Raw genomic sequence first — 14,547 nt, 5'->3', positions numbered from 1 at the left:
GGGCGCATGATGCGTGGCGTTGCAGCACGGGCGGGGCGCACAGCGGTCACAGCAGGTTGTGATGCAGCCGGACGGCCATCGGTCCTGCTACGCCGGAGGCCAGCAGGATCGACGAGGTGGCCTCATCGGTGTCCTGGACCGTCTTGAGCGATGCGATGGGGGAGCCCGTCACTATCTGCAGCAGTGGCTGTGCCGTGCTTGCGTCCCATAGATGGATGCTGGTCTTGCCCGCAGCGGCTAGTACGGTGCGCCCGAGCGGAAGCCGTACGGAGGTGACTGCGCTCAGCTCGCCGTCACTGCAGGTCAGTGCGCGCACGGACTGCCCGGTGTCCGGGTCCCACAGTTTCAGCGTCCCGTCCCGGCCGGCCGCGGCGATGAGCGGCCCGCCGCCGTCCGGGGTGACGAAAGCCAGGTCATTGATGAGGCCCTGGTCGCACTTGATGGTACGGGCGTGCTGCTCGAGCGTGTCGGAGTTCCAGATCCTGATGTTGCCGTCGCCGCCGCCGGATGCCAGGAAGCGGTGCTCGGTGTCCTGGTGTGTGGCCAGAGCGCGCACGGTGAGGTCGTGGTCGCCGAAGAGTGCCAGGCGTTCGCCCGTCGACGGCTGCCAGACACAGACGCGTCCGTCGGCCCCGGCGCTGGCCAGTCGCTCACCGGCTGCGGAAGGAACCGTCACGAGCGCTCTGATCGGCAGGATGTGGCCGGCCATCGGCGGACCGATCTCGAGACTGCTGTCCGGGTCCACGCAGATGATGCTGAGGTCGTCGAGTGCGGCGGCCAGCAGCCGGCGCCCCGTGACCTGCGGCCACGCAAGTGCGGTGATGCGGCGTCCTTTGAGACGGGTGGTCTCTGCCCCGGTTGCCAGGTCCCTGAGGATCACTCGTGATGCGCGGGCGATGGCCAGCCGATGGGGCGCGGAGGGGGACACGGCGCTGGCCGTGACGCGGTTCCAGGTCTTGGGTTCTTGTCCGAACGTTGCTTCATCGACGGCCCAGCTGCGCACGATGCGGTCGGCGCCGCCCGACAGAAGACGGTTCGAGCCGGGCAGGTAGGTCATGGCGTTCACCGGTGCGGTGTGAGCGGTCAGTACACCGGCGATGGGTCGCAGAGTCGGCAGGCGCCACAACTGCAGGGTGCCGTCGCCGGCTGCTGACACGAGGGCCGGCCGGTGTTCGAAGGACACCAGCTGCAGGGACGTCACCGCGGCAGGCGTCGCACCTGCCGGCACAGCGTCATGCCTCCCGACGCTGACAAAATCCTCCGCGCCCAGATCGCACAACGTGACCCTTCCGCGCTCGTCACCCACAGCGTATTGACCGGGCTGCGGCAGAGCGACCAGGGCGCGGACCCGTCCCCTATGACGGGAGTGGACCTTGGTCGTATCCCCGTCAAAGCAGTACACGGTGTCGTGCACACTGAACAGCAGCCGGTGCCCGCCTTCGGCCGTCCGGATGCCGCACAGCAATGCCGATGAGTCCTCCAGCCGGCTCATTGACAGCGGCTGTGGATGGAAGCGGCCGAGGCTGACGGCCTCGACTTCGCCGTCGCTGAACGCTGCGAGCAGCAGGCGTGGGTGCCCGTCGGGTTGGTAGGTGGTCAGTGAGCTGACCCAGGTCTGTTCCCGGTGAGTGATCAGGCGGTGGGTGAGCTGGCCATCCTCTTCCTTGACCGCCATGACACGGCCGTCGGTGCCGGCGGTGATGAGCAGCCCGCCGTGCAGGGCCAGCAGGTGGGTGATGGCCCCCGAATGCAGATGCAGCGGGATGTGAGTGAGCCGACCGTCCGTGCGCAGCAGACGTAAGGTCCCCGCATCGTCCCCGGTGGCGATCTTCGCGGCTTTGCCGGCCGGGGGGCGCAGTATGGCGAGCGAGGTCACCTGGGTAGGGCTGGTGGTCCACGCGGGCGTGGGAGCGACGCGGTCGCTCCACAGTGGACTGATCGGGACCGGGGAATTCAACGACGGCGCTGGTGCAGGTGCTGCGCCCTGGGACGGCAGGCGGGTGGTGGCCGCGTGCCGGGCCACCTGCAGGCTGCACAGTCGTGAGAGCGGTCCGGCGTTCAGGGCGAAGGGCTCCAGCACCGCCCAGGCCCGCAGCCATTGCCGGCGATCGCTCGCAGTGTCCTGGGCTGCCAGCAGCCTGCGTACCTGCGAGCTGCTCTCCCAGGCCAGCAGCGCGGGTGTCACGTGATCGTCGTCGAGAACCTCCCCCAGCGCAGCGTGCTCGGCCAGGTGCCTCCGCAGATACGGATGCGGTGGCAGTGCGGGATCTCTGGGGACCAGATCCTTCAACCGCTCGGCGATCTGACGGTGGATGTCGCGCTGGTACGCCTCAGAGGATTCAGTCATGGAAACCACCGAGATCGTGCAAGTCTGTATCCGGGCGCAGGAGTTCGGCGGCCAGCTCCTCGTGCGCGGGACGGTACACGCGGCGGTCGTCCTCGATGGCCTGGGCCAGGTACCCGCTGAGCCGGCCGCTGAGGAGCTTCCCGATCATGGTGTCCCACTCCTGCGGCTCCAACTGTTCGGGATGCAGGAAGACGCCGGCGATAGCTGGCCACACTTCGCCCCAGGGCACGCCCTGCCCTTTGGCATAGGCCGAAGCCTTCATCAGGGCCAGCGCGACCCGCGGTGGAAGACCGTCGTCCTGCACCATGCGCAGATCGCGGCGCAGCAGTCCGCGGATTCCCTGCGTCAGCGTGGTGCGATGCCAATCCTCATTCCGCGCCAGCTCCAACGGGTCTGCGGCGTTCCGCAGTTGGTACCCGGCCAGCCGGGCGTCGATGAAAGAAGGCCACACGGCTTCCACCACGGGCGGGATCACTTCGGCGAGACTCTCCTCAGCGACCGCATCGGCGACCAGCGCACGCAGGTACAGCTCCATGTCTTCCCTGCTGGAAGCACCGTCTGTGCGTTCAACGCGCGAGGCCGGAAAGAGGCGTCGCAGAGCATGCAGCAACCCCGCGTCATCCTCGGCGGCAGCAGGAGAGGTGTCGTCCGCAGGCTGGCTCGAACGCACACCGATCAGGAGCCGCACCCCGGGATCTGTGTCGTGATCACCCTGGTCCTGTCGCTGGACCGGAACCGGCTGACCGCACAGCGGCACCAAAGGGCCCAGCACGTCACTCATGATCCTTGCCTGCTCCTGCGCCTCATCCAGTGCATCCAGCACGATCGTCACGGCGCCGTCAGACCCTTGCACGTGCTCGAGGATCTGACGCGACCATACGGCCACCTTGTCGTCCGTGGGGTCAACCGGACGCAGGGGTAAGCCAAGAGCCTTGACCAGACCTGCGGCGACCTGTGCCGCATCCAGGTTGCGGGCCAGCAGAGCCGCGCAGCGTGGGTTCTCCTCGGGAATGGTGCCCGGTGCCGAGGTGTCCTCGGCCTGCTTGTACAGCGGATCACGGCGAAACTCCGGGTCGCTGAGCATCACGGCCCGGGCCAGAACTGCCGACTTCCCGCTGCCCGCACATCCCGTGATCACGAGTACACCGCGTTTGGAGTCCGGGCCCAGGAAGCGGGCGACGGTCTCGTTCATGGTCTCGCGCCCGCGGAAGTACCAGCCCGTGTCCTTCTCCCGCGGGCGGCCGCTCGCCCGGTCCAGCCAGTATTCCGCTGCCCAGGGCGTGTGCCCCGTCAATGAACCAGCTAGTTCCGGCAGACGGACGTACCCCGGATTGGGCAGGCAGACCGAGGGCTGAAGGGTGCCTCCCTCAACCAGGTGGTGCAGCTTGAACTTCTTCTCGTCCTCAGGGCTCAGCCCCAACGCGTACTGAGCCATGAAATCGGGGACACTCAGATACGGGGTGGTGATGCCGGCGGTGTGACGCAAGCGCTCCAGCGCGGCCCGTAACAGGGTGGGGAACTTGGTGACCTCGATCTTGGACTTCAGGCCGCAGGTCACCAGGACATCTAACTGACAGTTGTCCCGCCGGTCGGGCCGGATCTCCTTGTGCGCGGCGGCCAGGTCCGAGTTCATATTGCCCGCGAAGCACGTATTGACGATCACCAGAACGTTCCTGGCGTGCGAGTCCAGCGCCGCGGCCACGATATCGACCGTCCGCACTGCCGTCGCCAGGGGGCGCTTTGGATTGGTCTCCGGAAGCCGCAGGAAATGCGTGTCGGAGGAACCCGCGAGGCCATGACCGGTGATGAACACCACCAGCGCCTCGCCCTCTATGTCCCGCACCTTCTCCTCGCGCAGGAACTCCTCGACCGCGTCCCGGTTTTTCAGCTCATTCTTCGGCTCCACCGGCCGGAACGCCAGCTCCGGATCAGGGGTGCGCCACCACCAGTCACCGACCACCTCCATCTGCTGGTCGATGCCCTGTGCGAACTGCTCCCGTGTCGCGTCCTGTGGGTAGTCGCGTACGGCAAGAGATAGCAGCACGCGCTGTGTTGACGTGCCATCACTCTGTGCCGGTACAGGGTTTTGCCGGACTTCGCCCCCCGTGTGTTGCATGTCATTAGTGTGACAGCCATGAACCAGCCTCGGGGGCAAGTCCGACCCGCTCCAGCTCCGCACACCCAGCCCGGTCTGACCCACCGCGTCACCCACGACGCGATCGTCGTCGTCCCCGGAATCATGGGCAGCGAGCTCTACGACACCACCACACACCAGGTGATCTGGGGGATCGCGAACCCCCGCTGGCTCACCCGGGCCTGGCTGAGCCCGAAGGGCCTCGCCCCGCTTCACCTCACCCCCGAAGAACGCATCGGCGACTACAGCCGGGTCAAGGCTCGCCGACTGCTCCAGACCCCCGCCTGGAGCCCCTTCCTCAGAGGCATCGAGCCCTACACCAAACTCGTGAACCTCGCCGAGGACCGCGCCGCACACCCCGACGCCGTGATGACCTTCCCCTACGACTGGCGCCTGCCCATCGCCGTCAATGCCCGACGCCTCGCGCGCGAAGCACGCGACCACCTGCAGAACTGGCTTGCGCACCCGGCCCATACCGACGCCCGCCGCCAGGCGCTCGAGGACCGGCCCGCTCGCCTCGTCTTCATCGCCCATTCCATGGGCGGACTGGTCACCAACGCCGCTCTCACCCTCGGCGGCGACAGCGATCTGACAGCCGACACCCGCGGCATCCTCACTCTCGGCACCCCCTTCCAGGGATCCGTGGTCGCCGCCAACATCCTCAACGCACTGCAGGGCGCACCCCTGCCACTGCCTCACAGCCGCCTAGCGGCCGCTGCCGCGACCATGCCCGCCGTCCACGAACTCCTGCCCCGCTTCCGGTGCCTGGAAGACGGCATGGACGTGCGCCGCCTCACCGTGGCCGATGTCGACGAACTCGGCGGGGACAAGGAACTGTTCGCCCAGGCAGACGGCTTCTTCACCACCCTCTACGCCCGGCCCCTGCCCCAGCAACAGCCCGTCGTCGGCATCCGCCAGGACACCGTCCAGTCCCTGACCCTCGCCCAAGGCATCGTCCGGGCGTCCGACTACTGCTTCATTCCCACCGCGGGCGGTGAACTGAGCCGTGATCCCAACGGCGCCCCACGACGCATCCCGATCTGGGGAGACGGCACCGTCCACCGCGGCTCCGCCGCCGTGACCACGCCAACAATCCCCATCGCCGCCCAGCACGGAACACTCGCCAGCAACAGGAAGGCGCTGCCGCTCATCGAGGACTTCCTCCTCGACCACGACGCGCTCATCCGCGGCCCGGAACAAGGAGACGACGGCATCGGCCTCAACGTCCCCGACTACGTCACCCCCGATGCCGGCTGGGAATGCGTCGTCACCGGCACCGACGAGCCCGCCGACATCGAATGCAGCATCGCCGCCGTCGACGGGACCTGGAGCAGCGAGGACTTCTCCTTCGACATCGCCGGCGACGACCGCCTCAGTGCCCGCATCAGCCTGCCCGACGCGGGCTTGTACCGGATCACCGCAAGGGCCGACTACGGGCCCGAAGTGACACAGCTCGTCTTCGCCGGCCCTGACCAGGTGGACGACGAGTAGCCGCACCGTTCTGGTCAACTACCCGGTCGTGAACGACCGCTGCGCGGAGTGGGCAACGGTGAGAGCCCACGACAGTTCCCGGGGAACTGGCAGGCGTCAGACGCGAATTGGCCTCCTAACTGCGTCTTTGATACCGGTAGGAAGCCCGTCACAGTGTGCTGGGCCGTCTCTGGGCCGTCAGGCGCCCACGTCTGTCTTCGCCCCGGCTGGCCGCGCCCGGCGGCGCGCTGCGTGCATGCGGGCGGAAGCGAGAACGTCATCCGCGGGCCAAAGACGTGCCTCCGGCGGGGGCACTCAGGCTCTGGGGTGGGCGGGGCGCCGTGCGCGAGTGCCGGCCGGTTCGTGGTGAGCGTTGTGGGCTCCCATCCCGTCCACCGCCGACCCAGGCAGAGCCGAGCAGTCGCGGCCCAGGGCGTCAAGGTCGTTCGTACAGTGGCGCGCTCCACCTTGACGCCCTGAACCACGCCCGTTCCACGGTGTGTGGGTCGACGGCGGACGGGATGGGAGCTGGGGAGGGTGGTGGGTTGGGGTGAGTTGTCAGCAACGCCAAGCTGGCAGGATGCGGCTATGCCCGAGTACACGATCAGCACCCAGAGCGGCAGCGACTGGCCCGACATGCCCGCTGGCGGCCTCTCCAGTTACCTCCTACCGAAATCTCTGCAATGCAAGATCTTGGACGACAGCGATGTGCTGGTCTTTCGCGCTGGTAAGGCCACTGTCAGTGTTTCTTGGGAGCTCGCCGGTACCTGGTACGTCGACATCGAAGGCTGCGAGTCGTCCGGGTCGGCGGATCTGATCGCCGCTGAGATCGCACAGCAACTTGGTGATGCGACTGGAGAGCAGGCCGTTCACTGCAAGGTCACTGATTGAAGGTCGTCGAGGGCGACGGGGTTGCCGTTTAGTTCGGCCACGCGGCCAGTCTTTCAGCCGCTGACGGTCTGCCAACACCCCGTTAAGCAACCAAAGTTCGGATTAGTTCGGTGCGGGGGCGGCAGGAGTACGTACTCGTGGCACCTCATGACTGAACCGGCGTTGCGCCTCGTCCAGGAGTACGGAACAGGCGCGCCGGAGATCGGGCATCCTCAGTGGACGTTAAGTCCGATCTTCCTCGGTTCGTGATCGCTCGATCGTGGTACTGATCGCTGCGCAGGCCGCCTGCTGGGCATGTCCATGTTGAGATGCGAGGCGTGAAGAGAGAGCCGTACCTCAGCGACTTATCGGACGAGCAGTGGGCGTTGATCGAACCGATGATCACGGCCTGGAAGCGGGACCGGGTGGCCCGGTCGGCGACCGGAGATCCCGGGTCTTGTGACCTGAGGGAGGTCGTGAACGCGATCTTCTATCAGAACCGGACGGGCTGCCAGTGGCGCCTCCTTCCGCATGACTTCCCGGCCTGGTCAGCGGTGTTGTACTACTTCACGCTGTGGCGCGAGGGCGGGCTCGACCAGCGGATTCAGGAACTCCTGCGCTGCCAGGTACGGGAGAAGGCCCGCCGGTTAGAGGACCCGTCCCTCGTGATCATCGACACCCAGTCCGTGCGCGCGGCCGCGGGTGTCCCGAAGACCACGACGGGGCTGGACGCGAACAAGAAGGTGTCGGGGCGCAAGCGGGGGCTGGCCGTGGATGTGCTGGGGCTGGTCATCGGCGTCGTGGTGCTGGCCGCGTCCGCCCACGACAACGCCGCCGGCACCGCCCTGCTTGACCAGGCCGCCGAGCGGTGCGGGAACCGGTTGGAGAAGGCCCTGGTGGACCAGGGCTTCAAGGACCAGGTCATCATCCACGGGGCCCTGTTGGACATCGACGTCGAGGTCGTCCGCCGCAATCCCGACGATCAGGGCAAAGGCTTCGTTCCACAGCCGAAGCGGTGGATTGTGGAGCAGGTCAACGGCACGTTGATGCTGCACCGGCGCCTGGCCCGCGAGTACGACCACCGCACCGACACCTCCACCTCGCGCGTCTACTGGGCCTCCATCGCGAACATGACCCGCCGCCTCACCACACCGAGTCCGGCCTGGCGCGACACCCTCGAGCTGGCCGCATGAACATCACCGAGCTCCTGGCCAACCTCCAGGTCCAGCACGACGAGACCACGGCCCGGGCCGGTGAACTACGCGGCCAGATCGAGCACTTGACCGCTGCCCTGGCCGAGACCGAAGCGCGGCTCGCGGAGCTGACCACTACCCAGAAGGTCATCGCCGACCTCGCACCGGCAGGAGACGAACCCGAACCGCCCGCGACGAACACCGCCTACCAGGCCATCGTGAACGCCTTCAACCAGCACCCCGACCAGGAGTTCCGGGCCCGTGAGCTGCACGAACTCCTCGGCATGCCCACCGACGAGGCATCGGTCAACGTCACCCGTGCTCGTCTCGGACGCCTCGTCCGCCAAGGCTTCCTCACCCAACCCGGACGAGGCCGCTACCAGAAACGGACTTAACGTCCACTCAGTACGTGTTAGCTCTACGTCATACACGCGATGATGCCGGAGCACGTCAACGGCCCCAGGGCGTGCCACTCCCGTGCCAGAACGGACGGGGACTCACGGGGAATCGGAGTTCGTCAGGGTGCGTACCACCCGACGCTGCCCAAGGCAGGGATTCCCAGGTCGCACCTGTGATCGCCCAACCTCGCTCCTAAAGCGGGGATCTCCAGACCGCCGCTGCACCGACCTCCGCTACCGTGCCTACCACCCCTTCTGTGGCATACGAGTTCTGCAGAGAATCGGAGACCTTTGTGCTGGTCGGAGCGGTAGACATCTACGCGAATCACGCAGTGGTTTTCATCGGGTCCACTGATCCACCGGAGCTGGAGTGGGATGATGCTCCGGCGTGTGGGGACGGCAAGCACATCGTTGTCCAGACTCGGGGGCAGACTGCGCTTACGCGGGTATCGGTCTGGAGCCGTGCAATGCCCCTCATCGGCGACATCGTCTTCGACGGAGTGCTGAACGTGGAGGAGTCCCGCGTGTGCGTGGCCGACCTGGAAAACCTCACCCGGTGGATCACCCGACTGGTAAGGCCCGGTCCGCAGCGCGTCGTGGTGTGCGCTGACGATCCCGGCCGCGCCTCACGCGTGCATGTCGGCTTCGGCCTGGGTGATCAAGTACTTGAGCTGACCTCAGTCGCGCGTCACCCGCTGCCGCCCATCATCGCCGCCTCGGATAGCGCACTCTCCCGGCCAACGGAACTCGGTCTGATCTTGGACGGTCATGACTCACCGCTCGCCCGCCTGGCGGCAGCAATCAAAGTCCTAGCGGCGCCGATCGAGGACGGTCCCTGGCCGCGCCCGTACTACGTCTGCCTGGTAGCAGAGTGGCTGCGTGGACTGGCCAGCCATATTTCTCTCGCGCAGGCAGAAGCCATCGGGCACGAGATAGCCGACCGCTTGATGGCTGCCAATGCAACCGCCACGGACGGCTTTCAGGAGGAGGCTGCGTGGGCGCTCGCCACCCACATCATGGAGATTCTGGCCTCCCCTGAGGGTCACTAGGGACCTGACATCCAGAGCTGACATCAACGACGACGTACAGCGACAGACTTGGACACCCCCTCGTGGAACCGGAAACCTGCACAGGACCTGGCTCACAGCCCCTGGCCATGAACTCCTGAAGCGCTACCGGGCGCTGAAGCGGTAGCCGTCGTCTAGCCGTGCCCCACCCGTGCCCGATCGGTCGGGGAACCACGGGGAATCACGGTCACCACCGGACAGGACAACGCTGAAGGCCTCCGACCGACTTAGAGATCATCTCAATTGGTGAGTCTGCGGTAGCAGATGAGGGTGCAGGCGATGCTGGTGAAGGCCAGGAAGTGGATGGCTTGCCGCTCGTAGCGTCGGTGGAGACGTCGGCAGCCGGCGAGCCAGGCCATGGTGCGTTCGATGGTCCACCGGTGGCGCCCCAGCCTCTGTGACGTCTCAACTCCCTTGCGGGCGATGCGGGGTGTGATGTGGCGGAGGCGGAGCCATTGCCGCAGGTGACGGTTGTCGTAGGCCTTGTCGGCGTGAAGCTTCGCGGGGCGTCGGCGGCGTGGACCGCGCCGGGATCTGATCGGTGGGATGCCGCGCACGAGTGGTTCGAGGGCCTGGCTGTCGTGGAGGTTGGCGCCGGAGATGCCGACGGAAAGCGGAAGCCCAGTCCGCTCAGTGATCAAGTGGATCTTCGAGCCATACTTGCCCCGATCTACAGGATTCGGACCCGTCAGGTCCCCTTTTTCAGGGCGCGCATGTTCACCGAGTCGATCGCGCATCGCGACCAGTCCAGGTCGCCTCGAGCCCCCAGCTCGTCCAGGACCAGACGATGCAGTTTCGCCCAGACCCGTTGTCGGCTCCACTCCATGAACCGGCGGTGAGCCGTGGCCCCCGACGGCCCGAACACCGGCGGGACCTGCGACCACGTACAACCGGTCGTGGCCACGAAGACAATGGCCGCCAACACCTCACGGTCCCCATGACGGCGCCGACCACCTCCTTGCGGACGCGTCGGCGCCTCTGGCACCACCCGCTGGAACAACTCCCACAACCCGTCAGGGACCAGACGCTCAGTCAGCAACACGTCACCAGGCTACCGGCATCTCCAATTGAGATGATCTCTTATCTGGTCAGAGGCCTTCAACCTGCGCGGTGGGTGTGGGATTTGAACCCACGGCGACTCGCGCCACGACGGTTTTCAAGACCGCCGCGGCCCCAGAGAAGAACCCTGGTTCGACCTGCACAAACCTGGCCGTGTTCCGCTTGCGCTCAGGGCCTGGCCCACACATGGCTCACAGCGCGCTCAATCCACGCAGGGCGGTTGCAAGTTCCGGGGTCGTGCGGCCACCCCGAACTCCTCATCGGTTTCCTGGCCGGAACAGGCCTGGAACTTGTCGCCCCCGCGTCAGCCCGTAGTCAGAGATCAGCATCAGCGGGGGTCTCGTCACGCGATCAGCCGTGGACGGTCTGCTTCACACCGTCCTTGGTGGTGATGTCCACGGACATACGCCACCTCGTACGCTTGCCGACCGTGACGGTGACCGTGTCCGCGAATCTTCTGCCGTGCAAATCCTTCGCCTTGATGCGGGCGCCGAACGTGGCGCTGTCGTCGCAGCCACCGACCTCGGCGCTGAGGCCGGTTCCGCTAGTGACAGTGAGACCGCCAGGTCCGAGACAGTCGTAGCGGACGCCTAGTTCGGCGATCCGGTCAGCAGAAACAGGAAGTTTGACCGTCCCGGGTCCGAGATGGCCCGGCGTCTCCTTTCCGCTGTCAGGACGGTCCGGATCAGACACCAGCACTGATTTCGACGGGCTGCCCACAGGAGCCCGATTTCCCCCTCCCCCACACCCGGCGGCCAGGATGACGATGACTGGCAGTACGGCCAGATGTCTTCTGCGCATCAGCTCTTTCCGTGCCAGGTTTCGCGACCCTTGTAGACCAGCCGCGCTGATCCACTGCGCAGCACCTTGGTGGTGCAGTTGGGCTGCGTCTGGTTGTAGTTCCACTTCGTGTACTTGACCTTCACACCCGCGTGCAGGTAGCCGTGCCTCATGTTGTTCGGCACCTTCCAGACCACGTGTAGGTCGAGCTGTTCGTCCACTGCCATGCGAAGTGGTAGTCGAACGACGCCAACGCCTTGACGAAGACCACCTTCGCTTCGCCCGAGATCGATCCGCCCACGGTGGACGTCGTCGTCTTTCCCTTGTGGAAGGTGATGCTGATTGTCGTACCGCTGTCGCCGCCGGAACGGGGTTCCAGATCCCGGTAGTAATTGTGACTGCCGGAAAAATCGTGGCCCTTGGTCATCGGGCAACTCATGGGCACAGCGGACGCAGGTGTGGAGCTGATGACGGCCAGTGCCGCTGCGACACAGCCTGCCGACATCGCGAAATTCGGCGCACGCGTTCCCCTCGGTTTTCCTTGGTCGACAACGGCCTCTACAGCCGCCGAGGAGAGACCCTAGCGCCGACTCCCACCTCCGTTCGCACGGTTGAGCGAAACCTGAGGTGCGGCGACAGGCGGGACCGGGTCGCTGTGCTGGGCCACCACATGGATGGGCAACGCCAATCGGTGGATCGCTCCGGTGCTCGGCCTTCCCGAACTTCCCTTCGTTGACTTCGGCGACGCTCTGCTCCAAGAGCGCCCCGACGGGGTCCACTGGAAGACTGGTCCCCTCGTGGACTATGCCAGCGGCCGTCCGTTCGCCTGGGTAGACGACGAGCAGAGCAGGCTCGACGAGCTACACGTAGCCGGACACCACCGGGGGCCTGGGTTTCTCCACCACGTCAACCCGCGAGTAGGCCTGCGCGAGGACGACTTCCACAGGCTCGCCGGGTTCGCCCGGTCACTGGACGCCTCACAAGCCGCCAGCTGAGGTCGTCGTATCCACCAGACTCCGCACACGTCCCAGTGATCATTGCGGGACAGCCCTTTAGCCCTTAAGAACTGCTGACCGAGAGCGGGGTCCGGGCGTCGTCGTGACGGACCCGCCCCGGGGGTGGGCGATTACTGGGCGGTGTAGCCGCCGTCGACCGGGAGGGCGATGCCGGTGACGTAGCTGGCGCCGTCGCTGCACAGCCACAGGACGGCCTGGGCGATCTCCTCGGCGGTGCCGAGCCGGTCGATGGCCTGGCCCGCTTCGGCCTGGCTGCGGTCGAGTTCTCCGCCCTCGACCATGGCGTCGACCATCGGCGTGCTGATCGTGCCGGGACACACGGCGTTGATCCGGACACCGCGGGAGCCGTACTCGAGGGCGGCGCTCTTGGTCAGGCCGATCACGCCGTGTTTGGTGGCGTGGTAGGCGGCGCGGCCGGGGTTGCCGACCAGACCACCGAGCGAGGAGCAGTTGACGATCGCGCCGCTGCCCTGCTCCCGCATGTGGCGCAGTTCGTGCTTCACGCTTGCCCAGATGCCGCGCAGGTTGATGCCCTGGACGCGGTCGAACTGCTCGGCGCTCTCGTCGGCGGCGTCGGTGGGCGGGGGCATGATCCCGGCGTTGTTGTAGGCCATGTCGAGCCGCCCGAACGCTTCGACGGTGCGGTCGACGGCGGCGGCGACCTGGTCCTCGTCGGTGACGTCACAGACCAGAGCGAGGACCTGGTGGCCGTCGTCGGCGAGCTGCTTGGCGGCGGCGTTGACGGCGTCCTCGTTGATGTCGGCGAGGGCGACGGCGGCCCCCGAGGCGGCGAAGGCGCGGGCGGTGGCCAGGCCCATGCCGGAGGACGCGCCGGTGACGAAGGCGACCTGGCCGCTGAAGTCGTAAGCGGGGTTCATGACGGTAGCTCCCAACGAAGTTGTACGGAGGTGGAGTTCAGCGTGCGCTCGTGACGGTGGCGTCGGCTGCCTGCTGCGGTTCGTCGGTGTCGGTGGTGTGGCGGGCGAGGATCCGCGAGGGGCCGGGGGTGCCGCGCAGCGCGAGGGCGATCAGCGGCAGCAGGGTGAGCGCGGCGAAGACCGCGCCGACCAGGGCCGGACCGGTCAGCCCGAGCGAGGAGTCCAGGGCCCGGCCCGCGACGAGCGAGCCTGCGGCGATGCCGGTGTTGTAGCCGGAGGTGGTCAGCGCCGAGGTCAGGGTGGGAGCGTCGCCGGCGAAGCGGACGGCGAGGGAGGTGACGACCGGGTTGACAGTGAACCCGGCCAGGGCCATGCCGAAGACCAGGACCACGGCGGCCACTGGACTGTTGGAGGCCGGGATCAGGGCCAGCAGGATGAGGGAGGTGGCCGCCGACGCGGTGATCGTCGTGACCATCGGGCGGCGGTCCCCGAGACGGCCGCCGATCGCGGTGCCGCCCAGCGCACCGATACCGAAGGCGATCAGCACCAGCGGCACGGCACCGGCCGGGATGCCCGCCCGGTCGGTCAGCAGCGGCGTGACGTAGGTGTACGTCGCCAGGACCCCGCCCATGATCAGCACCGCGGCGCCGAGCGCCAGCCACAGTCGGCCCTGCTTGAGGGCCCGTACCTCGGCGCGCACCGACACCTCGGCCCGCTGCTCCGTTCGGGGGATGAACCGGCCGACGAACGCGGCGGCCAGCGCGGCGAGGACGGCCAGTGCCCAGAACGGGCCGCGCCAGCCGGTGTAGTGGCCGACGAACGAGCCGATCGGCACGCCGACGACGTTGGCCAGCGTGAGGCCGCCCATCATGACGCCTACCGCCCGCGTTGCGCTCGCGGGCTCGGCGGCGGTGGTGGCGATCACGAAGCCGACGGCCCAGAACGCTCCGGTGGCCAGGGCGGTCACCACCCGGGCGGTCAGTACGACGTTGAAGGAGGTGCTGAGCGCGGCAACGGCGTGCCCGAGGGCGAAGACGGCGAGTGCGCCGATGAGGGTGTGGCGCTGTGGCAGGCGCAGGGTGGCCATGGCCATCGTGGGCCCGCCGACGATCATCCCGACGGCGAACGCGGTGATCAGGAGACCGGCGTGGGACACGCTCACGTTCAGGTCGGCGGCCATCTCGGGCAGCAGTCCGGCGATGACGAACTCGGTGGTGCCCATCAGGAACGTGCCGGCGGCTAGCACCCAGACGACGAAGGGCAGCTTGCCGCGGGCGGACCCGGTGGCGGAGGACATGCGAAAACTTCTTCCCGTACGAGGAGGTGAGGAGGTGG

General features: G+C 67.1%; 13 protein-coding genes and 1 pseudogene. 6 read left to right on the top strand and 8 right to left on the bottom strand.

Going from position 1 to position 14,547, the window contains the following annotated elements:
• Nucleotides 1-46 precede the first annotated feature (46 nt).
• A complete protein-coding gene (locus OG574_RS50910; RefSeq protein WP_326779472.1) occupies nucleotides 47-2,347 on the bottom strand; it encodes a WD40 repeat domain-containing protein in 2,301 nt (766 codons plus the stop codon).
• Nucleotides 2,340-4,463 (bottom strand): ATP-binding protein, encoded by a 2,124-nt coding sequence (locus OG574_RS50905; RefSeq protein WP_326779165.1) that lies wholly within the window; start codon nucleotides 4,461-4,463, stop codon nucleotides 2,340-2,342. Before OG574_RS50905 ends, OG574_RS50910 begins: the two co-directional genes overlap by 8 nt.
• Nucleotides 4,464-4,481: 18 nt before the next feature.
• On the opposite strand from OG574_RS50905, the gene OG574_RS50900 reads away from it, so the two are divergent.
• The 5 genes from OG574_RS50900 to OG574_RS50880 all read left to right on the top strand — a co-directional run bounded on the left by OG574_RS50900 (nucleotide 4,482) and on the right by OG574_RS50880 (nucleotide 9,461).
• Nucleotides 4,482-5,972 carry an esterase/lipase family protein gene (locus OG574_RS50900; RefSeq protein WP_326779164.1) on the top strand — a complete coding sequence of 497 codons (1,491 nt, stop codon included), beginning with the start codon at nucleotides 4,482-4,484 and terminating at the stop codon, nucleotides 5,970-5,972.
• Between the two features lie 567 nt (nucleotides 5,973-6,539).
• Nucleotides 6,540-6,842, top strand: coding sequence for a hypothetical protein (locus OG574_RS50895; RefSeq protein ID WP_326779163.1), 303 nt, complete (start codon nucleotides 6,540-6,542; stop codon nucleotides 6,840-6,842).
• Between the two features lie 317 nt (nucleotides 6,843-7,159).
• A complete protein-coding gene (locus tag OG574_RS50890) occupies nucleotides 7,160-8,014 on the top strand; it encodes an IS5 family transposase (RefSeq protein WP_393589693.1) in 855 nt (284 codons plus the stop codon).
• Complete coding sequence (locus tag OG574_RS50885) at nucleotides 8,011-8,409, top strand: hypothetical protein (RefSeq protein WP_326778048.1); 399 nt, start codon at nucleotides 8,011-8,013, stop codon at nucleotides 8,407-8,409. The genes OG574_RS50890 and OG574_RS50885 overlap by 4 nt, the downstream gene beginning before the upstream one ends.
• A gap of 260 nt (nucleotides 8,410-8,669) precedes the next feature.
• Entirely contained in the window at nucleotides 8,670-9,461 is a 792-nt protein-coding gene (locus OG574_RS50880; RefSeq protein ID WP_326779161.1) for a hypothetical protein, read from the top strand.
• 257 nt (nucleotides 9,462-9,718) lie between these two features.
• Here the strand turns inward: OG574_RS50880 and OG574_RS50875 are convergent.
• The 4 genes from OG574_RS50875 to OG574_RS50860 all read right to left on the bottom strand — a co-directional run bounded on the left by OG574_RS50875 (nucleotide 9,719) and on the right by OG574_RS50860 (nucleotide 11,745).
• Nucleotides 9,719-10,515, bottom strand: a protein-coding gene (locus tag OG574_RS50875; protein ID WP_398378679.1) for an IS5 family transposase whose coding sequence is annotated in 2 segments (ribosomal slippage) — nucleotides 9,719-10,180 and nucleotides 10,183-10,515 — 795 coding nt in all. Because the reading frame shifts where the segments join, the coding sequence is not laid out codon by codon here.
• Nucleotides 10,516-10,889: 374 nt separating this feature from the next.
• Complete coding sequence (locus tag OG574_RS50870; protein WP_326779160.1) at nucleotides 10,890-11,231, bottom strand: hypothetical protein; 342 nt, start codon at nucleotides 11,229-11,231, stop codon at nucleotides 10,890-10,892.
• A gap of 107 nt (nucleotides 11,232-11,338) precedes the next feature.
• Nucleotides 11,339-11,491, bottom strand: a complete 153-nt coding sequence (locus OG574_RS50865) for a hypothetical protein (RefSeq protein ID WP_326779159.1) — start codon at nucleotides 11,489-11,491, stop codon at nucleotides 11,339-11,341.
• Entirely contained in the window at nucleotides 11,488-11,745 is a 258-nt protein-coding gene (locus OG574_RS50860; protein ID WP_326779158.1) for a hypothetical protein, read from the bottom strand. Before OG574_RS50860 ends, OG574_RS50865 begins: the two co-directional genes overlap by 4 nt.
• A gap of 226 nt (nucleotides 11,746-11,971) precedes the next feature.
• Between OG574_RS50860 and OG574_RS50855 the strand changes: the two are divergent.
• Nucleotides 11,972-12,313, top strand: a pseudogene (locus tag OG574_RS50855) (hypothetical protein); the annotation flags it as partial.
• Nucleotides 12,314-12,444: 131 nt separating this feature from the next.
• Here OG574_RS50855 and OG574_RS50850 read toward each other — a convergent pair.
• Together OG574_RS50850 and OG574_RS50845 are read right to left on the bottom strand one after the other, a co-directional pair.
• Nucleotides 12,445-13,212: an SDR family NAD(P)-dependent oxidoreductase gene (locus OG574_RS50850; protein ID WP_326779157.1), complete on the bottom strand. Its 768-nt coding sequence runs from the start codon at nucleotides 13,210-13,212 to the stop codon at nucleotides 12,445-12,447.
• Between the two features lie 37 nt (nucleotides 13,213-13,249).
• Entirely contained in the window at nucleotides 13,250-14,509 is a 1,260-nt protein-coding gene (locus OG574_RS50845; protein WP_326779156.1) for an MFS transporter, read from the bottom strand.
• Nucleotides 14,510-14,547 lie beyond the last annotated feature (38 nt).

It is taken from the genome of Streptomyces sp. NBC_01445 (genome assembly GCF_035918235.1).
Classification (GTDB): Bacteria; Actinomycetota; Actinomycetes; order Streptomycetales; family Streptomycetaceae; genus Streptomyces.
This window is presented reverse-complemented; position numbering and strand designations above follow the sequence as displayed.

Coding starts and splice junctions, on each gene's coding strand:
- OG574_RS50860 (WP_326779158.1), bottom strand. CDS start 11,745: ATGACCAAGGGCCACGATTTTTCCGGCAGTCACAATTACTACCGGGAT.
- OG574_RS50895 (WP_326779163.1), top strand. CDS start 6,540: ATGCCCGAGTACACGATCAGCACCCAGAGCGGCAGCGACTGGCCCGAC.
- OG574_RS50850 (WP_326779157.1), bottom strand. CDS start 13,212: ATGAACCCCGCTTACGACTTCAGCGGCCAGGTCGCCTTCGTCACCGGC.
- OG574_RS50865 (WP_326779159.1), bottom strand. CDS start 11,491: ATGAGGCACGGCTACCTGCACGCGGGTGTGAAGGTCAAGTACACGAAG.
- OG574_RS50905 (WP_326779165.1), bottom strand. CDS start 4,463: ATGCAACACACGGGGGGCGAAGTCCGGCAAAACCCTGTACCGGCACAG.
- OG574_RS50910 (WP_326779472.1), bottom strand. CDS start 2,347: ATGACTGAATCCTCTGAGGCGTACCAGCGCGACATCCACCGTCAGATC.
- OG574_RS50885 (WP_326778048.1), top strand. CDS start 8,011: ATGAACATCACCGAGCTCCTGGCCAACCTCCAGGTCCAGCACGACGAG.
- OG574_RS50845 (WP_326779156.1), bottom strand. CDS start 14,509: ATGTCCTCCGCCACCGGGTCCGCCCGCGGCAAGCTGCCCTTCGTCGTC.
- OG574_RS50900 (WP_326779164.1), top strand. CDS start 4,482: ATGAACCAGCCTCGGGGGCAAGTCCGACCCGCTCCAGCTCCGCACACC.